The sequence below is a fragment of the Caballeronia eucalypticola genome, assembly GCF_047608185.1.
In the GTDB taxonomy this organism is placed as follows: domain Bacteria; phylum Pseudomonadota; class Gammaproteobacteria; order Burkholderiales; family Burkholderiaceae; genus Caballeronia.
Genome location: NZ_JBLKRU010000003.1, coordinates 305743 through 325665 on the forward strand (window position 1 = coordinate 305743; position 19923 = coordinate 325665).

Sequence of the window (19923 nt, forward strand, 5' to 3'; positions counted from 1 at the left end):
ATAAAATTCGGCGATGGGAATGGAAGCGCACTTTGCCAGTGAACGACGTACGGCGACAGGGGCAGATTCGTCCAAAAAAGACGTATCAGACGCTTTCTGGAAAGCGCTACCGGCGAGCGTTGACAACGGGTTGCATCAGGTAGAGCCTGTCGATTAAGTCATGCAGCACGTCTTGCATGGGAGCCGAAGATGAAACGTTATGAGCGGCTGGCCTCACAAATCGGCGACCTGATAAAGCGCGGCGACCTGCCGCCGGGCGCGCGCATCCCCGCGGTTCGCGCTGCGTGCGACGCTTATGGCGTCAGTCCATCCACCGTGTTTCGCGCGTATTACATGCTCGAAAGGCAGGGCTTGGTCGTGGCGCGGCCACGCTCGGGCTATTTCGTCTCGGCGGCCGCTCCTGGCGCTCCCCTGCATGGAGCAGCCTCGACGCCGAATGAACCATCGAAATCCGTCAACATCAGTGAGCTCGTGTTCGAAGTGCTCCACTCGACCAGGGACACGCGTACCGTGGCACTCGGCTCGGCATTCATGAGTCCCGCGGTCTTTCCGATGCAACGTCTTGGAAAGTCGTGCGCATTGGTCAATCGTTCGACTGATCTCGCAAAAATGGTGGCCGCGCTGCCGCCTGGCGATGACGCATTGCGTCGTCAGATAGCACTGCGCTACCTGATGGCCGGGATGGTGGTGCATGTCGATGAAATCATCATCACGAGCGGCGCACTCGATGCGTTGACGCTGAGCCTTCAGGTTCTTACTCGCGCAGGCGATGAAATCGTCATCGAAAAGCCTACGTTTTACGCGGCGCTCCAGGCGATCCAGCGGCTTCAGCTGAAGGTGGTGGAAATCCCTGTCGACCCTGTGGAAGGTCACGACATGGAGGCGCTCGCGCAGGCGCTCGACCGCCATCCGATCCGCGCGTGCTGGTTCATGACCGCGTTTCAGAACCCGACAGGCGCGACGCTCTCCAACACAAAAAAGCAGGCGCTGGTCGCCTTGCTCGCGAAGTACGAAGTACCGCTTATCGAAGACGACGTGTACAGCGAGCTGCGTTTTGGACCGTTGCCGAACCGCCCGGCGAAATTTTTCGACCGGCGAGGACTCGTGCTGCATTGTGGATCGTTCTCGAAGAGCCTCGCACCCGGTTATCGAATCGGCTGGGCGGCGGCCGGACGATTCGCGGAACGGCTCGAGCGCGCGAAGTGGATGACGACGCTATCGGCTAGCGTCCCGGCGCAACGCGCGATAGCCGACTACCTCGAGCATGGCGGCTACGACCGGTTTCTGCGCAAGCTTCGCCGCGACCTGGCGGCTCAGCAGGCGGCCATGCTGAGTGCCATCGACCGGTATTTTCCCGCGCAAAGCATGGCGACTCACCCAGACGGCGGTTACTTCACGTGGGTAGAGCTGCCGCGCCAGGTCGATTCGCTACGCCTGTTCGAAGCGGCGCTCGAGCGGGGGATCAGCGTCGCGCCCGGGCCCATGTTTTCAGCCAGCGGTGAATTTCGTCATCACATCCGGCTGAACTACGGGTATCCGTGGTCCCCGGAAATAGAGCGCGCGATGGCCACCCTCGGCGAGCTCGCTCAGGACGAGGCGCTTGTATCCGCGAGCCTCGCCGGACCCGCACAGCCGTTCTAGCGGCCGGACGATGCGGCAGCCAAAGGCGCGTCCAGCGCGGAAATCTCCTGCATGACGAAACGTCCTTTACCTGCCTGCTTGGCGCGATACATCGCATCGTCCGCAGCCTTCAGCAGGACTTCGCTCGACAGCGTCGCGCTCGATTCGGGTACGAGGACGCCAATGCTGGCTGACAACTGGATGGCCCTTCCGTCGATTCGCATCGGCTGGCCGATCGTTTGCAAAATGACTTGTGCAATGCCCGCGATCGCGTGTTTGTCGGACCCGCTGCCGGTGAGCAGGACGGTGAATTCATCGCCGGCAAGACGCGCGACCACATCGCTGTCACGCACGCAGTGGCGAATGCGCGCCGCGACTTCGACCAGCACTCTGTCGCCGGACAGATGCCCGTAGGTGTCGTTGACTGCCTTGAAGCCGTCGAGATCGATGAACATCACGGCGGCGAGACAGTCGCGGCACTCGCGCAACGCAGTATCGAGTTTCGACAGGAACGCACGCCGGTTGTGGAGCCCGGTCAGGGCGTCATGAAAGGCGAGATCCCGGAGGCGATCGACCAGGGCCTGCCGCTCGGTTACGTCCTGCACAAGGAGGTAGTAGCCGCCGGCGGAGCGTCCTTGAATGTGGGTTGGGACCAGCAGTCCGCGCAACACGCGCCGGGTTCCGTTGATGGTTGCGCTGATCTCATACTCGACGCGCTCTCCCGCGAGCGCACGCTGCACGTACGGCTCGATAGTCGCCACATACTCGGGGTCGAGCACTTCACGCACGGTGCGCCCGAGGATTGCTTCGGGATCCAGCCCGAACCAGTCACGGTAAGTGGAGTTGGCAAACCGGAAGCGCCGCTCGCTATCAACGTAGGCTACCAGCACCGGCAAATTGTCTGCGAAGGCGCGCAGATCGAAGCGACGGCTGACCAGCTGCTGCGCGGTGTCCGCAAGCTGCCCATAGGAATTTCGCAGATCGTCCGAAGCCGATTGCGCGGCCTGATGAAGGCCAGCTTCACGTTCCTGTTGCTCGGCGTGGGCGTCGTGAAAGACGAACAGAAGCTCGTCGTCGGGGGATTGGGTATCACGCTGCAGTGCGATCTGCACCCGCGCACCCTTCTTGCGGCCGTCAGGCAGGCGCAGCGTGACTTCCACCATAGTCAGGCCGGCGTGATACGGTTCATCGAAGGCGGTAAGGGCGTGCTGCAGGGCGTTGCGTTCCGTTTCATCGAGGAGTTCGGGCAGCGTCGTCCCTGTCAGGCTTTCACGCGAGTTGCCGAACAGTTTGACGCAGGCCGCGTTCATGCGCCGCCACGTCCAGTCGCGTCCAATATGGGCGATTGCGACCGGGGCCTGGTAGAACGTATCGAAATAGAGCGCGTGCTGATTTTGAAGCCGCTCGATAATCTGTTGAATGGGCAGGCCCGAAGGTTCTTCCAGCTCCCGAAGCCGCAGTTCGTGTTCGATCATCCTGCCGAGATCCATCAACATCTCGCGCTGTTCGAATGAGAAGCGGCGTGGCACGCGGTCCATCACGCACAGCGTACCGATCGCGATGCCAGAGAGCGTTCGCAACGGAATGCCCGCGTAAAAGCGGATTCGCGGCGCGCCCGTCACGAGCGGGTTGGCGGTGAAGTCCGGATGGGCGCGTGCGTCGCGAACGACCAGCAGGCGATCGAGGTCAAGCGCCCGCTGGCAGAACGCGATATGACGCGGCGTGCTCTGGATGTCGAGTCCGACCGATGCCTTGAATGTCTGAGTTTGCTCGTGCAGAACCGACACCGCGGCAATCGGCATTCTCAGCGCGCGCGACGCAATGCGGGTGATCCGGTCCAGGACCTCCTCCGCGCCGCTCTCGAGCAGCCGCGTCGCACCGATGACCGATTCCCGATATCGTTCATCGGCGGCGCTCGCGGTATTTTCAGGTACGACGGGCACGCCGTTCTCCTGCGTCGCCACGAGCTGGCGCTGCATCGTTTCGGCGGATGCAAACTCCCGCAATTGTTTGATTGTCATTGGCATTCCATACCGATACCCCTGTGCCAGATCGATGCCCGACTGTCGCACGGAGCGATGTTGTTCGGCGGTCTCCACGCCTTCCACTACCACCTTCGCGCCGAGCGAGTGCACGAGGTTGGCGACCGCCTTAAGAAAAGCTGGGCGATTCTCGTCGTCGGTCACGAGGTACCGACGGTCCACCTTGACGAGATCAAAATTGAAATCGCCGAGAAGGTCCAGGTTACTAAAGCCGGTGCCGAAATCGTCGAGAGACAGGAGTACACCGGCCTGCTTCAGAGTATGCAATGCCGCGCGGACTTGCGGCGTGCGCGCGGCGCAACTGCGCTCGGTGATTTCCAGAACGGTGCGGTTAAGCATCGTTCCCGCGGCCTGCCGGATGTCATCGACAAAACCCCTGCTCGCCAAATGTCGCGCGCAGATATTCACGGAAATGTGCCAGTGATCGACGCCCGGCGTCTGCCTGATATCGATGCTTGCCTGGCGCAGTACAAAGCGGGTCAACGGACCGATCAGCGAGGTGCGCTCGAGATGCACGATGAAATGATCAGGGCCTGCTCCGCCGAAGGTATCGTTACGCCATCGGACCAATGCCTCGACACCGACGCACGCGGAGGTGTTGACGTCGAAGATGGGCTGGTACACGACGTAGAACTCGCCGCGACGCAGGCCCCTTCGCGCGGCGCGCAGGAGCTTTGCTCGCGATAGAAAGTGGACCGCCCGCTCGATAGTGGCATGCTTGACGCCAGATTCTGCTGCGAGCGTAGCAATGAGGCGTCTCATGAGCATGACGAAGATCTGTTCAAACGAAAACGGGCGGGGAACGAGCAGGAACGCGTCTGCGCTGCAGCGAGTGTTTGCGGCCTGAGGTTTCGCCGAGGAAGCGCACGGTCGGCGAAGGGGGGACTATGACTGAGATCTTTTCAGGAAACGAGTATCACATCCACCGAAAAAAAGCGGATCAGTGCGTTCCGTTCACGTGCGCTGTCCAAACCTGCCGGAACGTGTGACGGAACATAGGCGGCGGGGATAAGACAAAAGCCCGGCAGTTAGCTGGGCCGGAGGGGGAGACATGGGTCATTCCGATGGCGAACCGTCTTGGCCGAATACTGCCAGGCAGCCTATCCGGTTCACCGGCGATCATCTCGACCGCCTTTACTCGTCGTCGCTGCTTAAGTCCTGGCGCTTTTGCCGTTTACTTGTTTGAATAAATCGATTCAACAGTAGGGCACTGGCCGTTTTTCCGGAGGCGGTCGATGTGAGCTTGACCCTAACGGGGCGTGTCGGCAACGACTGGATTTGTTAGCGTTCCGATCCCTTCGATATAAACTTCGATTGTATCGCCGGGCTTCAGAAAGACGGGCGGCTGGCGCTTGAATCCGACGCCGCCAGGCGTGCCGGTCACGATCACGTCACCTGGCGTCAATGTCGCGAAACGTGAGATGTACGAGATCAGATACGGAATGTTGAAGATCATCATGTGCGTCGTGCCGCGCTGCATTTCTTCGCCGTTCAGTCGCGTGACGACGCTGATTTCCGCGTCATCGGGGACCTCGTCACGCGTCACGAGCCACGGTCCAAAGGCGGCCGTAGCATCGAAGTTTTTACCAGGTGTCCATTGCGTTGTATGCTGCTGCCACTCGCGTACCGAACCATCGTTGTAAGCAGCATAACCGGCGATAAATGACCAGGCATCGGCTTCAGCGATCCTGCGCCCGCTACGGCCGGCGCTGTTGCCGATTACGATCGCCAGTTCTCCTTCGTAATCCAGAGAAGCTGACTCGTCCGGGACGATCAGCGGCTCGCCGTGCCCGACTTGCGACGTTGGGGTGCGTACAAAAATCGCCGGCTGTCCAGTCTTCGGCCGGTTCGCCTCGACGCGATGCGCTTCATAATTGAGCCCGATACAAAAAATCTTCTGCGGCTCGGTGATCACCGGCAGGTGACGCACTTCGTCGAACGCGAGATCTGCCGCGCGCCCCTCAGCCTGCCGCGCGAGTTCAACCAGCGAATTAGACGCCAGCGCCGCGCGCAGCGTCGGCACGCGCCCCCCGGACAACGCGCCGAGATCGACGATGCCACGCTCGTTCAGCAAGCCCCAGCTTTGTTCACCCGCATGCTCAAAACTCAACAGTTTCATTTGCTCTCCAGGATCCAGCCCGTGGACGCACCGCGCGGGGAGCGTCTGAGAAGGCTTAAGTCGGTCACACAAAGTAAGCGACACAAAGTACGACGAGAGTAAGGGGATCCCGTGCGTCGAGCTATTCGACTTTGCTAATGAATGGATTGGAGATTGTGTTGAGTGGTTATGAGGCGCTCAGGTGCGCTCAAGCAGTTTGTTCGGCGTCCGGGTCGGGGCGTGTCCGGAAGCCGGCGGTAAAGGTGCTTAGGAAATCGCGAAAGGCCTCTGCCGCTGGCGACAGGCTCTTGCCCCGTCGTTGGAAAAAACTGACCTGCCTGTCGACCCACGGCGAGTCGACGCTGACGGTGGCGAGACCGGACAGCATGATCATCGGCATGGCAGAGGCGGGCAGCGCCGTGATGCCATGGCCGCACTTGACCATGCCGAGCGCGGTGGTCAGGAACGCGACTTCGTGCTGCGGCCGCAAGATCAGCGAGGACGAATGCGCCGCCAGATCGGCCTGCAGCCGCGACGTGTAATCGGAGGTCAGGCTGACGAAGGGGTGTTCGAGCGCCTCCCGCCACGTGACACGGCCGGTCTTCCTGAGTGGATGATCCTCCGGCACCACCAGTTCAAAACGATCGCGGAAAAGGGGTTCCTGGACGATGTCCTGGGAGGTCGGGCGGGTAGGCGCGACGGCGAAGTCCACCTCGTCGCGAGCCACGCGCTCCAGCGCCTGCTCGTTCAGCGAATCAAGCAGCCGCACGCGAATCGCCGGGTAGAGCCGCTTGTATTCAGCCATCGCGGCGGGCAGCAGCCCGAAGCTGTAGAGCGGCGTGCATGCGATGCGCAGCGCGCCGCGCTGCATGTCCTGCAGTTGCAGCGTGCTGTTCACCGCGCTGTCGAGATCCCGCAGTACGCGGAAAGCGAGCGGGTAGAAGTCGGCGCCGGCAACCGTGAGGCTGATGCGCCGCGTGCTGCGGTCAAACAGGCGCAGGCCCAGTTCGGTCTCCAGTTCCTTGACCAGCAGGCTCAGGCCGGACTGCGTCAGGTAGAGGCGCGTCGCCGCGTCGGTGAAGCTGCCGGCGTCAGCTACCGCCGTGAAAGCCCGTAACTGCTTCAGCGTGATGTTCATAACTGGGGTTCATCAAGTTTCATCATGAATCGATTAGCAAGCCGGATTGGATGATAGGGCGTGCGCTCTTATCCTGTCACTAGCTGCCGACCCGTAGCGGCCTCGTTCAACGATCCCCGAGAGATACCCATGCTGCGCTTTGACCCGAATCTACGCTGGCTTTACACCGAATTGCCGATGCTCGAACGTTATGCCGCCGCGGCAGGCGCCGGTTTTCGCGGTGTGGAAGTCGCTTTCCCCTACGACTACGCGGCGGCCGAGATCGCGAAACGCCTCGACGACAACGGCCTCACGCTGGTGCAGATCCTCACGCCTTGCGACTGGGCCGCCGGCGAGCGCGGCATTGCGGCACTGCCGGGCCGCGAGGCCGACTTCCGCGCCAGCGTGCAGGTTTCGATCGACTATGCGCTGCAGGTCGGCAAGCCTCTGATTCATGCAATGGCCGGCAACCTCGGACAGGAAATGAATTACGAGGCCTGTCGCGACACCTTCGTGGAAAACATTAGCTACGCCGCGGCGCTGGCCGCCCGCGAAGGTCTGACAATTATTCTGGAACCTTGCTGCCGTGAGCGTTTCCCCGACTATTTCTACCACCGTCTCGACGAAGGCGTGCAAATGATCGAGGCAGTCGGTGCGGCCAACGTGAAGCTTTGCTACGACACGTTCCATGTGCAAAGCGAAGAGGGCGCGCTCACGCAACGCCTTGAAGCCGTCTTTGAGCACATCGGCCATATCCAGGTGGGCGATGTGCCGGGGCGCCATGAACCGGGCACCGGCGAGATCCGCTTTGCGTACTTGTTCGACCTGATCGAGCGGCTTGGGTGGCAGGGCTGGATCGGTTGCGAATACTCGCCTTCGTCCAGGGACACCAACGCCCGCCTCGAGTGGGCCGCGCCTTTTGAAATCGGACAGCCTGTGCGCTGATGGCGCTGGAACGCCGCAGGGCATCGCAGCGCGCTGCGGCGCGGCTGCGGCGCAACAAGAATACTGACGGAGCATACGAAAATGTTGAATGCGCAGGACAATCAGATGCTGACTCACACCGGTCCCGGCACGCCAATGGGAGAGCTGTTCCGGCGCTTTTGGCAGCCGGTGGCGTTGTCGCGCGAACTGCCGGAAAACGACGGTACGCCGATCCGCGTGCAGCTTCTCGGTGAACATCTGGTCGCGTTTCGCGACACGAAGGGACGCGTGGGCCTGGTCGAGCCGCGCTGTCCGCATCGAGGCGCCGATCTGTTCTACGGGCGCAACGAGGAATGCGGGCTGCGCTGCGTTTTTCACGGCTGGAAGTTCGATGTCGACGGACGCGCGGTCGATCTGCCCAATGTTCCCCCGGATTCGAACTACCACGAGAAGATCACCATCAAGGCGTATCCTACGCGCGAATTCGGTGAAATCATCTGGGCGTGGCTTGGCCCTCGCGAATCGATTCCCGAAGTACCGCAACTCGACTTCGGCACGATGCCCACCAGCCACCGCTACGTGACCAAGAAGCTGCAAGAGTGTAATTGGGCGCAGTCGGTTGAAGGCGCGCTCGATACGTCGCACTTTTCGTTTCTGCACATGCCGGCACCGTCGGTGCCGTCAAACGCCAATCCGGATGCGCCCGCAGACGAGCGCCGCTTGCGCTGGATCCGTGAAGATCCCATGCCCCGTTTCTCGATTCTCGAGCATGACGTCGGCTTCGTGGTCGGTGGGGCACGCAAGACCGACAGTGAACAGTTGTATTGGCGTTCCGCGCAGTTCGCACTGCCGTCGCATAGCACCACACCGTCGACACTGCCCGGAGAAAATCACTTCGGTTACACGTTTGTGCCAATCGACGATTTCTCGTGCTGGATCTATACGTATGTCTGGAATCCGGAGCGGCCGCTCACCGACAGCGAACGCACGCAACTGTGTGGGGGGCACGGTGTGGTCGCGGAGGTGGACAGCGAATACCGGCCCCTGCGTAACCGTTCGAACGAGTATCTGATCGATCGCCGCGAGCAGAAGACCCTATCGTTTACCGGCGTACGCGGCGTCGCTGAACAGGACGCGCTGGTGCAGGAAAGCATGGGCGCCATCACCGATCGCACACGTGAGAACCTGACCATGACCGATGCCGCCGTGGTCCGTTTCCGCCGCACCATGCTAAAGCTTGCGAAGGAGCTTGCTCAAGGCCGTGAACCTGAGGCGCCCCGGCACCACGACGGCTACCGGCTGCGCTCGGGAAGCTGGATGGCGGCCGAAGGCGTACCGTTCGACGATGTCATGCGCGAACGCTTCGGCCATCCTTTCGGCCACGTGGAAACCGAGAAGTCCACTGCGTGAGGTGGAGTGATGCGCGTCAAGCTGGCGGAGTATCGGACAGGCGCGCGCAGGCGGGATATAAAAAGTTCAAAGGAGACATTCATGGAAAACCTGATCGGGCGATACGCCGCGGAGTCGGCGACCGCTCGCGCTGTCAGCGACGCGGTCTATGCAAAAGTGACCCGCCGTCTGCTGCCGTTTCTATTCATCTGCTATGTGTTGAACTTCATCGACCGTGTGAACATCAGCTTCGCGCATCTGCAGTTCAAGCAGGATCTCGGTTTCAGCGATGCGTCATACGGGCTCGGTGTAGGACTGTTTTTTATCGGCTATGTGCTGCTCGAGGTGCCAAGCAATCTGCTGTTGCAAAGGATCGGCGCGCGCCGGACGATTGCGCGGATCATGGTGTTATGGGGAATTGTGTCGGCGAGCATGATGTTCGTTCGCACACCGATAGAGTTTTATGCCGCGCGGATTCTGCTAGGCGCCGCCGAAGCGGGATTCTTTCCCGGCATCGTACTGTATCTGACCTACTGGTTCCCGGCCGCGAGGCGCGCACGGATCACGTCGATCCTGCTGTCGGCGGTGGCGGTCTCGGGAATCGTCGGCGGTCCCATGTCGGGTTGGATCATGGGGCATATGACCAACACATTCGGGCTGCGCGGCTGGCAGTGGCTGTTCCTGCTCGAAGGCATCCCGGCCGTGATTGCGGGCGTCGTTGCGCTCTTCTACCTGACCGATCGCCCGTCGCATGCGCGCTGGCTCACCCATACCGAACGCGCGCTGATCGAGACCAACCTGCAGGCCGACGAGCGCGAGAAAGGCGATGCCGCACCGCATTCGTTCCGCCGTGCGCTGGCTGATCCGCGTGTGTATATTGCGGCGCTGGGTTATATGGTTGTGCCATGGGCGGGCAGCGTGCTCAACTTCTGGGCGCCTTCCATCATCCACAAGTCGGGGGTAACGAACGTGTGGCACGTCGGGTTGCTGTCGACGATTCCGTTTCTCGTGGGTGGTCTCGCGATGATTTTTATCGCCAACAGTTCGGACCGCTGGCTCGAACGCCGCTGGCACTTCACGGCGTGCGCATTTCTCGCGGCGCTTGGCATTGCGTTCCTACCGGCGGTAGCGGACAACTGGGTTGCATCGATCGCGCTGCTGACACTGTCGACCATCGGTTATCTGTCGGCGGTGTCGCTATTCTGGACGATTCCGCCCGCGTATCTGTCCGGGCCCGCGGCGGCAGGCGGCATTGCGTTGATCAGTTGCATTGGCCAGGGCGGCGGCCTGATCGCACCCGTCGTCATCGGCAAGGTCAACGAACTGACCGGCAATATCGCGCTGGGTCTGTATGTGGTTGTCGGCGTGCTGGTGACCGGCGGCCTCGCTATCGTGCTGGGTATTCCGGCGCGGGCCTTGCGAGAGCAGCGCGAGTTCGCATGACGCTCTGGGTTTGACCATGTTCGTCGGGCCGGCGCTTTTCCGGTCTGGCTTGCCACGTAAAAAGAGAGGACGGAAGCCGCGCTTCGTCCTCTCTTTCATGTGACGCCCGACGACACCGTATCTGCCGCGTCCTTCGTAAGGATCCTCCCCACGATCTACCCGCCGCGTCGGATCGCCATCTCGATCGCGTTGCCGACGTCGCGCGTATTGGCGGTACCGCCGAGGTCCGGCGTGCGTGGCGCTTGCGCATCGACAAGCACTGCTTCGATCGCCTGCATGATCGCCTCGGCGGCGTGCGGATGACCGAGGTGTTCGAGCATCATGGCGCCGGACCAGATCTGCCCGATCGGATTCGCAACCCGTTTGCCGTAGATGTCGGGAGCCGACCCGTGCACCGGTTCGAACAGCGACGGAAAACGCTTGTCCGGATTGATATTGGCCGACGGGGCAATGCCGATCGTGCCTGCGGTCGCGGGCCCCAGGTCGGACAGGATGTCACCGAACAGATTCGACCCGACGATCACGTCGAAGCGGCCGGGATCGAGCACCATCTGGATCGTGATTGCATCGATGTGGTACTGGCTCGTCGACACGTCCGGAAAGTTTTTGGCTATCGCCGCGAAGCGTTCGTCCCAGAACGGCATGGTGATGGAAATGCCATTCGATTTGGTCGCCGATGCAATCCGCTTGCGCGGCCGAGACTGCGCAAGTTCGAATGCGAACCTCATGATCCGGTCGGTGCCGAAGCGGGAAAATACGGATTCCTGGATGGAAATCTCGCGCTCGGTGCCGACGAACATGCGCCCACCCGCCGCCGAGTATTCTCCTTCCGTGTTTTCGCGCACGACATAGTAGTCGATGTCGCCTGCCTGCCGGCCACGCAACGGCGACACTACATTGGGCATCAGCCGCACCGGGCGCAGGTTCACATACTGGTCGAACTCGCGGCGGAACTTCAGCAGCGAATCCCATAGCGACACATGATCGGGCACGCGCTCGGGCCAGCCGGTCGCGCCGAAATACAGGCAATCGAACTCCGCCAGTTGTGCGAACCAATCGGCCGGCATCCATGCGCCGATCCGGTCGTAGTTGTCGCTGCTCCAGTCGAACTCCGCGAATTCGAGTTCGATATCGAAACGGGCAGCCGCGGCGCTCACCGCCTTGACGCCTTCCGGCATGACTTCCTTGCCGATGCCGTCGCCGGCAATGACTGCAATACGTTGGCGTGTCACGCACACTCCTTTCAAACTGGGGGAAAAGCTGCGCGGCGTGGTGTTCGATCCGCGCAGGAAAAGGGAGCTACAGATCGAGCACCAGCGTGGCGCTTTTGCAGCCTGAGCAGCAGATCATCATCGTCTGCTTCGACGCGCGTTCGTCCGGTCCGAGCACGCTGTCGCGGTGATCCGGCTCGCCTTCGAGCACGCGGGTCTCACAACTGCCGCACACGCCCTCCTGGCATGAATGCGGCGCATCGACGCCGCGTGCGAGCACCGCGTCGAGAATCGTCTGTCCCGGGGCGATGCGTATCGTCTTTTCGGAGCGGGCAAGGACGACGTCAAAGCCGCCTTCGACCGCAGGCGCTTCGTCCGCCGCGAATCGTTCGAGATGCACATGGGTAGCCGGTCGAGGGCGGCACGCATCGACAAACGCGTCGAGCATGGGCGCCGGGCCGCAGCAATACAGATGCGCGAACGCCGGAGCCGAGGCGATGCGCCTGGCCAATTCGGTCCGCGACCCGGCTGCATCGTCGAAGTGAAAATGCATCGAGCAGTGGCCGCGGGACGCCAGTTGAACGAGCGCTTCGGCAAACGCGGCATTGGCGCGCGAGCGGGCAAAGTAGTGCATTTCCCAGGGGCGCTGCAGGACGTCGAGGCGCTGCGCCATCGAATAGAGTGGTGTGACGCCAATGCCGCCGGCGAACATCACCGTGCACTGCGCGTCCTCGGCGAGTGGAAAATGATTGCGCGGCGCACTGATCGATAAGAAGTCACCGGCCTGTAGTTGCTCATGAATGAACTGTGAGCCGCCGCGCGATGACCGGTCGCGGTTGACCGCGATGACATAACGATGTGTTTCGAGCGGCGTGTTGACGAGCGAATAGCTGCGCGAGAGTCCGTTGGGCAGTTCGACCTCAACGTGAGCGCCCGCGTTGAACGGCGGCAAAGGCGATCCATCGACGGATCGCAAATCGAGTGACAGCACATTTTGCGCTTCATCGCGGCGAGCATGAATGCGGACCTGAAGCGCGGTTTGAGCGACGGCGCCAGGCTGCGGCAAAAGCGTAATAGAGGCGGACTGGGTGAACATGTCGAAGGTCTTCGTTTCTCGAAGAGCCCATCGTAAAAGCCAGCGTTGTATCCGCCTATCTAAGTCGGTTAATGGATTAAAGAGAAAAACTTATGTGACAGGGGGGCAGCGTCAGCACGGACGTCGTATTTTTTTGGCGCGTTGCGCTCTTTCCAGCGGGTGTGGTAAAAAATGTGGCATGCGCGGTCTCTTCGAATCGCCCGCATCGCACAGTTGTTCGTTCAGGTCGATGAAGAAAGTCACTCCATGTCCTGCGTTTACACGACAAAAAATGCTGCATCAAACGAGGCAGGCGCCGCCTGGAGGGAAGTGGTCGCCTCCATTTTCTTCGATATGGAGCTCGACCTTTTGCATTCCGAGGGGTTCGACGGTCAAGCGGAATGCTGGGACTTCGGCGATCTGCGCCTGACCCGTTTCGAGTCGAGTGCGGTGCGCTACCAGCGGTTGCGGCGGCATTGCGACGGCAATGAGCCGCAGATTCTTGTCAGCGTGCCGCTTGCCAGCACGATCGAATTCGAGCAACTCGGCCGCCAGATCCGCTGCGAGCCCGGGCAGTTTTTGCTCGAACACAGCAACGCGCCCTACGAGTTTCGCTACGGCGAGCGCAGCGACATGTGGGTACTCAAGGTGCCCGAGGCCATGCTGCAAAGCCGCACCGGCAGCGCCAGCCGCTTTTGCGCGATGCAGTTCAGTGCGAGCGAGGGCGTTGGCAAGCTGTTTCGCGACTATCTCGCCCTGATGGTGCAACACGCGGCGATTGCCGATCCCCGCTTTCAGGCCTTGATGGGCATGCAGTTCACGGATCTGCTCGGTGCCGTGCTGGAAGCGGATCCGCGAGTCATGCAGTCGTCGGGATCGGCGGTGAAAAGCGCGCACCTCGCGCGCATCGAGCATTATGTCAGGCAGAACCTCACCGACTTCGAGATGTCGCCGGAGCGGGTCGCCACTGCGTGCAACATTTCGGTGCGCTATCTGCATCTGCTGTTCAAGGAGTCTGGCCGCACGCTGTCGAGCTGGGTGCGCGAGTTGCGGCTGCAGAGCGCGTATGAGCTCCTGCAGCGCGGCGCAGTGGGCGTCAGTGTGGCGCAGACCGCGTATCAAATGGGCTTCAACGATCACGCCCAATTCTCCAACGCGTTTCGCAGGCAGTTCGGCCGTTCGCCGAGCGACGTGCTTCGCGAAGCACGCATCGCTACGTCAAAGTTCTGACGATTCCCCGCTGGCTACGCTCTTCCTAGAGCACAGTACTTTTTGCTTTATCGAGCAAAAACGGAAGTGCACTGGAACACAAACTTTCCTGCACCCCGCCTCAAGTCACGCGATTAGTGGCTTCCTAACATCTGTTCCATCGATCGGTTCAACGCGCTGACAAACGGCGGCGAACCGGCATTTCGCCCGCTCGCGCTCGACGCGTTGCGAGCTCTCGACAATGGGGCAGTGCAGTGAAGAACCTCTATCGCATCGGACAAATCGTTCCGAGCTCGAACATCACGATGGAAACGGAAATTCCGGCGATGCTTGCCGCGCGTCAGCTCGTGCGTCCGGAGCGCTTTACATTTCATTCCAGCCGGATGCGCATGCGGACCGTCAGCAAGGACGAGCTCGCCCATATGGATGCCGAATCGAATCGCTGCGCGCTGGAACTGAGCGACGCGCAGGTCGATGTGCTCGGCTATGCGTGCCTCGTCGCGATCATGGCGATGGGCCACGGCTATCACCGCGAGTCGCAGGCGCGCCTGCGCTCGCTCACCGCCGGGAACGGCGGCGACGCGCCGGTAGTAACGAGCGCGGGAGCGCTCGTCGACGCATTGCATCTGATGAAAGCGAAGCGCATAGCGCTGGTCGCGCCTTACATGAAGCCGCTGACACAACTCGTTGTCGACTATATCCAGGCAGAAGGCATCGCAGTGGCCGACTGGACCGCGCTCGAGATCCCGGACAACCTCGATGTCGCCCGCCACGATCCGGCCAGGCTGCCCGCGATCGTGCGCGACCTTCGCACGGCCGATGTGGACGTCGTCGTGCTCTCGGCCTGCGTGCAGATGCCGTCGCTCGCGGTCGTGCCGCTGGTGGAGGCGATCACAGGCAAGCCGGTCGTAACGGCGGCAGTCGCTACCACTTACGCACTACTGAAAAGCCTCGGCCTCGAACCAGTCGTGCCGGGTGCCGGCGCGCTGCTCTCCGGCGCCTACTGATCTGGCGCCTGGCCGCGAGCCACTGAGAACTTATGAACGTCGATATCGCAGGAGGTAACGCATGGCACGGTCAAGCTGGTCCTATCTGAAGGGTGAAAAGCGCACCGGGGAGTACGAGGAACTGACCGTTCGTTCCATCGGACACTGGTGGATGAAGGACGATCCCGCGTGGCCAGAGGTGTTACGCGATGGCTACCATCTTTCGTCGGAAACGGGAATCGCAATGATCGAGCCGACAGCGCTCATCACGAGCGATTCCGCCGCTTATCGCGATCGTTTCAAACTCACGTATCGAAGCTATGTACTGCAGCAGGACGGCGAAGAGAAGAAGCTCGACGCGATCGTCGAGGGAGCGAAGAAGCGCGGTGCATTTGCCGAGACGCGTATTCCACTCCCCATCACGCGCCAATACATTCCTGCGATGCGTCATTACTTCTGGGGCTCCGGAATGATGCAGATCTATGGCGCGACCTATACGCCGTACGGTCCCGTCATGAACTCGCTGCTCTTCCAGATCTTCGATTCCATGCGTCATGCGCAGCGCCTCGTCGAACTGTCGTGGGAACTCAACCACGGCATTGCCGAGCCGGTTGATTCACACACGGCATGGCTCGACTGGCAACCGGTCCAGCCGCTGCGAAAGTTTATCGAACACGGCCTGAGCGTATTCGACTGGGCTGAGACTTTCGTTGCGCTCAACTTCATCCTAGACCCGATTTTCCTGCCTATGCATGACGTGATGCTGGTCGACATCGCCGAGCACGAGGGCGACTGGGCCATCGCGCAGTTCTGGCTGGTGCTCGCCGAAGACATGATGCGTCACATGGTCAGCGGCGCGGATTTCGTCGCCGCCATGCTCAAGGAAAGCGAACACAACCTTGCCATTGTGCAGAAGTGGCTGGATCGCTGGTATCCGATGGCGGTCGACGTGCTTGAGGGTCTGCGACCCCTCATCGACGACGCGAACCGCATGGGTTTTCCGAAGCGCTTTGAGCAACTGAAGACCGAAATTCTCACGCGCTACGCCGATAGCCTCATTCCTTACGGGCTGACCGTGCCCGTCACTCACGGAGAGACATATGAGTCAGAAGCCGGTTTTCACGGATAACAAGCATCACGTGTGCATGGAACTGATGAAAGGCGAAGTGGCCGACGCGGTCCTCGACGCGATCAGGGAAAGCAACGACGGCGTGAAGGTCAGCGATCTGCCGGGATTCATCGTGATCGAGGTGCCGCAGCGCATTGCGTTCGATGCTCAGACCGTGCGTGAGCACCTCGGCAAGCTCGACTGGACCATGAACGATCTGAACGAAGTGATGCACGCGTTCGCCGGAAACATCGAAACCTATACCGCCGACAATTTTGTGCTGTCGCGGCTGAAGATCCAGGAGAACTGATCATGTCGAGCGAAACGCTTGAAAAGAGGATGGAGAGGGAGGCAGCCGCGCTGCGCGATCCGGGTCAGTACTATCGCGAAACCTCGCGAGGGCTCTATTGGGAGCCGACTTACGTCACGCGCGAAGCGGCGTATCCGCATCGCTACACGCCGCAGTCGTCGCGCATTCGCGCAAAAAACTGGGACGCGTGGGAAGACCCGTTCCGGATGTTCTATCGCGAGTACGTGCGCATCCAGGCGAAGAAGGAGATGTCATATCACAGCATTGCCGATTCGAACCAGCGCTTCGATGTCGCGAAGCAGATCGACCGCCGCTGGGTAGAAGGCATGAAGCTGTACATGACCGGCCTGTCGAACACTGAGAATTTTTCGGCCAACCTGATGATGCGCATGGCGCGCTTCATTCCTTCGCCGTCGTTCAGCCAGGCCGCGATGTATCAGGCGATCGACGAGGTTCGCCATGGTCAGAACGACGTCAACTACATGCGCTGGATCAACAAGCACCATGGCGGCCTGGACGACTGGATGGAATGGTTCCAGCGGCACTGGCTGCTCCAGACGGCACGCGTGGGCTTTGAAAATTTATTCTCCGGCGATCCGTTCGAGATGGTGATTGCGGTCAACACCGTGTTCGAAGCCGGCTGGACCAACTTGCTGTTCGTGGCGAACCCCGCGGTTGCGGTCGCAAACGGCGACATGATGTTCGGCCAGCACCAACTGACTACGCAAACCGATGAAACCCGTCATATCGCGATCGGCATGACCGGTGTGCGAATGATGCTCGAAGCGGATGAACGCAATATCCCGGTGGTGCAGGAGTGGTTCGACAAGTGGAGCTGGCTGTTGCACCGGATCGTAGGCGGTGCGACGAGCGTCTTCATCGACTACTTTGGCAAGAACAAGGTCATGTCCTACAAGGAGGCGTTCCAGCACTACTACATGAAGAATTACATCGAGGGGCTGATCGAGGATCTGGGGCCGTTGGGACTCAAGCCGCCGCGTTTCCTCAAGAACATGATCGATGAAAACGAAGTGTATTCGCACGCAATCTGGAAGAACCTCTATGAAGGCCGCGATGCGAATATCCACAAGGTGGAGATACCCGATGCCGCCGAGCGGGCGTGGTTCACCGAAAAGTATCCGCTGTTCAAGAAGCTGTATGAACCCTTCTGGGAGGCGGCCGACGACGGGGAGCCGCTGCAGCTCAACACCACGTTCCTGCATTGCAAGGTGTGTCAGTTCCCGATGCTTTTCGTCGATGCGGACAACCAGCCGGTCGTCCACGCGCAGACGCACAACGACAAGCAGCATTACTTTTGTTCCGAACCCTGCAAGTGGATTTTCAACCTCGAGCCGGACAAGTACACCCGTGTGTTCACGCAGGATGAAATTTTCGCGCAGGGGATCGTCGAAGCCGACGACCTGACGAATTTCTGGGCTGTGGGCCGTGCGGACAACGGTCAACTTAAACGCGATTAAGGAGGTTGCGATGGCTGTGATCGTCAGGCTGGAAGGCGAAATGCCGCCCGTGGTCGTCCCACCGTATTCGATGAACGGCGACACCACGGTGAGCGAGTTGATGGAGGCCGCATGCAGGTTTTTCAAGCGCGGACCAGGTGAATCGAAACTGATTGCATTCGATAGCGGTCAGGAACTCAACGAGCCCGGGCGGCAGCTGAAAGATTACGGACTGGGTCACTGGTCGCTGATGACGCTCGTGCCGACCACTGGCAAGGCGTATAAGCGCGTGACCTTCGGCAACTGACCTGAACTCTTGAACCAAAGGTGTTTGCAATGCAGCAAGAAGACGTCGAAGTATTCGTTTGCATGAATGTGGACTGCAAGAGCCGCGGTGCAGAAGCGGTCCTTGCGCGGCTCAACGAGCGGCTCGACGAACTCGGGCTCGACCACGTGGTGCCCGAGCCGTATCTGTGCTTCTCCGCGTGCCAGTTGGGACCTAACGTGATTATTCCGTCAAAGCGTTGCTGGATGTCCGGCGTGACGGCGGCGGATGTGAACGAGGTGGTCGATTACCTGAACGGTGGCAGCGAAGTGCCGCGCCTCACCGAAAAAAGCGATCCCGGTTTAAGAAAGCTGATCTTCGACATCATCGACGCCGGGCTGTTGCCTGGGCGTGGCGACTACTTCTAAGCGAGCGACGGTGATGAGAACCGCAATGTTCAGGCTCGCCCGCAAGCCTGTCCGATACACGGCATGGACACGCGCACTGACGCTCGATGCCCAGGCGCTGATCGGCATGGTGGAGTTGTCCGGGCTGACGGGGAAGGGTGGGGGGGCGTTCCCGACGCACAAAAAGATGCGGCTGATGCTTGCACAAGCCGGCGAGCGAAAGGTGCTTGTGATCAACGGGAGCGAGCACGAACCGGGCTCGCTGAAGGATCGGCGATTGCTCGCGCAGTATCCGGAGCTCGTGCTGGAGGGCGCACTCATCATGGCTCACGCAGTCGGCGCGACAGAGATCGTGGTGGCGATAAACCGCGCGGCGAGTTCCGCGCTACAGGCGTTCAGGGACGCAATCGGTGACGCAGGCCACGAACTGCGGGGCCTGACCGTCCAGATCGATGAAGTGCCGGATTCGTACATTGTCGGCGAGGAAACGGCGTTGCTGGAGGTGCTGGAAGGCCGCGATGCATTGCCCCGAAAGAAGCCGCCGTTCCCTATCGAGCACGGCTTGCACGGGTTACCGACCCTGATCCAAAACGTAGAAACGGTTGCGCATCTGCCGCTCATCGTGGGCGAGGGGGCGGAGGCTTACCGGGCGCTGGGCCTGACGTTATGCACGCTGGGTGACGAATTCGTCCATGCCGGCGTTCATGAGGTTCGGTCGGGAACTTCGTTATACGAAATTTTATACGAAATTGGCGGAGGGCTTCGCGACGGCTCCCGCATCAAAGCGATCCAGACCGGCGGTCCGTCATCAGGATTCCTGCTGCCCGGCCAGTTCGACCTGTTGTTCGACGCGGGCGTCCTGGCGAAAAACGGCGCGTCGCTCGGCTGTGCGGTGATCCGGGCGTATTCGGAGAACGACTGCATGGTCGAGGCTATCGCACGCATCACGGGTTTCTTCTCCGAGGGCTCATGCGGTCAGTGCCCGCAGTGCCGGATGGAGACGCAGATGCTCGACGCGATCATGAGGCAGACCTTGAACGGCAAGGGCAGTTGGCGGCTACTCGATCGTGTCGGTGACATCCTCAAGATGGCAGAGGGCGCCGGACTGTGCAGCCTGATCAAGATGCCGGTGGCACCGGTCGTAAGCGGCATCGACTTGTTCCGGTCTGAGTTCGCTGCGCACATTGAAGGCGCGTGTATCGAATGCGCCGCGGCAGCAGGAAGAGAACCCTTGCGGGCTGACGCTTGAACACAATTCCAAG

At 60.8% G+C, this 19923-nt stretch carries 17 protein-coding genes; 12 read left to right on the forward strand and 5 right to left on the reverse strand.

The features are described from left to right. The first annotated feature begins 189 nt into the window (after positions 1–189). Positions 190–1641 (forward strand): aminotransferase-like domain-containing protein, encoded by a 1452-nt coding sequence (locus tag ACMX25_RS05770; RefSeq protein WP_414948555.1) that lies wholly within the window; start codon positions 190–192, stop codon positions 1639–1641. Here the strand turns inward: ACMX25_RS05770 and ACMX25_RS05775 are convergent. The 3 genes from ACMX25_RS05775 to ACMX25_RS05785 all read right to left on the reverse strand — a co-directional run bounded on the left by ACMX25_RS05775 (position 1638) and on the right by ACMX25_RS05785 (position 6898). Beyond that, positions 1638–4424 carry an EAL domain-containing protein gene (locus ACMX25_RS05775; protein ID WP_414948556.1) on the reverse strand — a complete coding sequence of 929 codons (2787 nt, stop codon included), beginning with the start codon at positions 4422–4424 and terminating at the stop codon, positions 1638–1640. The two genes, ACMX25_RS05770 and ACMX25_RS05775, sit on opposite strands and share 4 nt — an antisense overlap. 487 nt (positions 4425–4911) lie before the next feature. Next, positions 4912–5781 (reverse strand): fumarylacetoacetate hydrolase family protein, encoded by an 870-nt coding sequence (locus ACMX25_RS05780; RefSeq protein WP_414948557.1) that lies wholly within the window; start codon positions 5779–5781, stop codon positions 4912–4914. 187 nt (positions 5782–5968) lie between these two features. After that, complete coding sequence (locus tag ACMX25_RS05785) at positions 5969–6898, reverse strand: LysR family transcriptional regulator (protein ID WP_414948558.1); 930 nt, start codon at positions 6896–6898, stop codon at positions 5969–5971. A gap of 129 nt (positions 6899–7027) precedes the next feature. Between ACMX25_RS05785 and ACMX25_RS05790 the strand changes: the two genes are divergently transcribed. From ACMX25_RS05790 to ACMX25_RS05800, 3 genes are all read left to right on the forward strand, one after another. Beyond that, positions 7028–7822, forward strand: a complete 795-nt coding sequence (locus ACMX25_RS05790) for a hydroxypyruvate isomerase family protein (protein WP_414948559.1) — start codon at positions 7028–7030, stop codon at positions 7820–7822. 105 nt (positions 7823–7927) lie between these two features. Then, positions 7928–9211 (forward strand): Rieske 2Fe-2S domain-containing protein, encoded by a 1284-nt coding sequence (locus ACMX25_RS05795; protein WP_414948560.1) that lies wholly within the window; start codon positions 7928–7930, stop codon positions 9209–9211. Positions 9212–9292: 81 nt separating this feature from the next. Beyond that, positions 9293–10633, forward strand: coding sequence for an MFS transporter (locus ACMX25_RS05800; RefSeq protein WP_414948561.1), 1341 nt, complete (start codon positions 9293–9295; stop codon positions 10631–10633). Between the two features lie 155 nt (positions 10634–10788). Here the strand turns inward: ACMX25_RS05800 and ACMX25_RS05805 are convergent, their stop codons facing one another. Together ACMX25_RS05805 and ACMX25_RS05810 are read right to left on the reverse strand one after the other, a co-directional pair. Further along, complete coding sequence (locus ACMX25_RS05805) at positions 10789–11865, reverse strand: tartrate dehydrogenase (protein ID WP_414948562.1); 1077 nt, start codon at positions 11863–11865, stop codon at positions 10789–10791. A 67-nt stretch (positions 11866–11932) separates the two neighbouring features. Further along, a complete protein-coding gene (locus tag ACMX25_RS05810) occupies positions 11933–12940 on the reverse strand; it encodes a PDR/VanB family oxidoreductase (RefSeq protein ID WP_414948563.1) in 1008 nt (335 codons plus the stop codon). A gap of 309 nt (positions 12941–13249) precedes the next feature. On the opposite strand from ACMX25_RS05810, the gene ACMX25_RS05815 reads away from it, so the two are divergent. The 8 genes from ACMX25_RS05815 (at position 13250) to ACMX25_RS05850 (ending at position 19910) form a co-directional block, all read left to right on the forward strand. Next, on the forward strand, positions 13250–14149 hold the full coding sequence (locus tag ACMX25_RS05815; protein WP_414948564.1) for an AraC-like ligand-binding domain-containing protein: 900 nt from the start codon (positions 13250–13252) through the stop codon (positions 14147–14149). 284 nt (positions 14150–14433) lie between these two features. Continuing rightward, entirely contained in the window at positions 14434–15135 is a 702-nt protein-coding gene (locus ACMX25_RS05820; RefSeq protein WP_414948693.1) for a maleate cis-trans isomerase family protein, read from the forward strand. 61 nt (positions 15136–15196) lie between these two features. Beyond that, positions 15197–16243: a ferritin family protein gene (locus ACMX25_RS05825; RefSeq protein ID WP_414948565.1), complete on the forward strand. Its 1047-nt coding sequence runs from the start codon at positions 15197–15199 to the stop codon at positions 16241–16243. Then, positions 16215–16532, forward strand: coding sequence for an MmoB/DmpM family protein (locus ACMX25_RS05830; RefSeq protein ID WP_414948566.1), 318 nt, complete (start codon positions 16215–16217; stop codon positions 16530–16532). The genes ACMX25_RS05825 and ACMX25_RS05830 overlap by 29 nt, the downstream gene beginning before the upstream one ends. Positions 16533–16534: 2 nt before the next feature. Further along, complete coding sequence (locus ACMX25_RS05835; protein WP_414948567.1) at positions 16535–18010, forward strand: ferritin family protein; 1476 nt, start codon at positions 16535–16537, stop codon at positions 18008–18010. Positions 18011–18020: 10 nt separating this feature from the next. Then, positions 18021–18296, forward strand: a complete 276-nt coding sequence (locus ACMX25_RS05840; RefSeq protein ID WP_414948568.1) for a hypothetical protein — start codon at positions 18021–18023, stop codon at positions 18294–18296. Between the two features lie 29 nt (positions 18297–18325). Continuing rightward, positions 18326–18682, forward strand: a complete 357-nt coding sequence (locus ACMX25_RS05845) for a (2Fe-2S) ferredoxin domain-containing protein (protein WP_414948569.1) — start codon at positions 18326–18328, stop codon at positions 18680–18682. Positions 18683–18707: 25 nt separating this feature from the next. Further along, positions 18708–19910, forward strand: a complete 1203-nt coding sequence (locus ACMX25_RS05850) for an NADH-ubiquinone oxidoreductase-F iron-sulfur binding region domain-containing protein (RefSeq protein ID WP_414948570.1) — start codon at positions 18708–18710, stop codon at positions 19908–19910. The last annotated feature ends 13 nt before the right edge of the window (positions 19911–19923 follow it).

Coding starts and splice junctions, on each gene's coding strand:
- ACMX25_RS05770 (WP_414948555.1), top strand. CDS start 190: ATGAAACGTTATGAGCGGCTGGCCTCACAAATCGGCGACCTGATAAAG.
- ACMX25_RS05775 (WP_414948556.1), bottom strand. CDS start 4,424: ATGAGACGCCTCATTGCTACGCTCGCAGCAGAATCTGGCGTCAAGCAT.
- ACMX25_RS05780 (WP_414948557.1), bottom strand. CDS start 5,781: ATGAAACTGTTGAGTTTTGAGCATGCGGGTGAACAAAGCTGGGGCTTG.
- ACMX25_RS05785 (WP_414948558.1), bottom strand. CDS start 6,898: ATGAACATCACGCTGAAGCAGTTACGGGCTTTCACGGCGGTAGCTGAC.
- ACMX25_RS05790 (WP_414948559.1), top strand. CDS start 7,028: ATGCTGCGCTTTGACCCGAATCTACGCTGGCTTTACACCGAATTGCCG.
- ACMX25_RS05795 (WP_414948560.1), top strand. CDS start 7,928: ATGCTGACTCACACCGGTCCCGGCACGCCAATGGGAGAGCTGTTCCGG.
- ACMX25_RS05800 (WP_414948561.1), top strand. CDS start 9,293: ATGGAAAACCTGATCGGGCGATACGCCGCGGAGTCGGCGACCGCTCGC.
- ACMX25_RS05810 (WP_414948563.1), bottom strand. CDS start 12,940: ATGTTCACCCAGTCCGCCTCTATTACGCTTTTGCCGCAGCCTGGCGCC.
- ACMX25_RS05820 (WP_414948693.1), top strand. CDS start 14,434: ATGGAAACGGAAATTCCGGCGATGCTTGCCGCGCGTCAGCTCGTGCGT.
- ACMX25_RS05825 (WP_414948565.1), top strand. CDS start 15,197: ATGGCACGGTCAAGCTGGTCCTATCTGAAGGGTGAAAAGCGCACCGGG.
- ACMX25_RS05830 (WP_414948566.1), top strand. CDS start 16,215: ATGAGTCAGAAGCCGGTTTTCACGGATAACAAGCATCACGTGTGCATG.
- ACMX25_RS05835 (WP_414948567.1), top strand. CDS start 16,535: ATGTCGAGCGAAACGCTTGAAAAGAGGATGGAGAGGGAGGCAGCCGCG.
- ACMX25_RS05840 (WP_414948568.1), top strand. CDS start 18,021: ATGGCTGTGATCGTCAGGCTGGAAGGCGAAATGCCGCCCGTGGTCGTC.
- ACMX25_RS05845 (WP_414948569.1), top strand. CDS start 18,326: ATGCAGCAAGAAGACGTCGAAGTATTCGTTTGCATGAATGTGGACTGC.
- ACMX25_RS05850 (WP_414948570.1), top strand. CDS start 18,708: ATGTTCAGGCTCGCCCGCAAGCCTGTCCGATACACGGCATGGACACGC.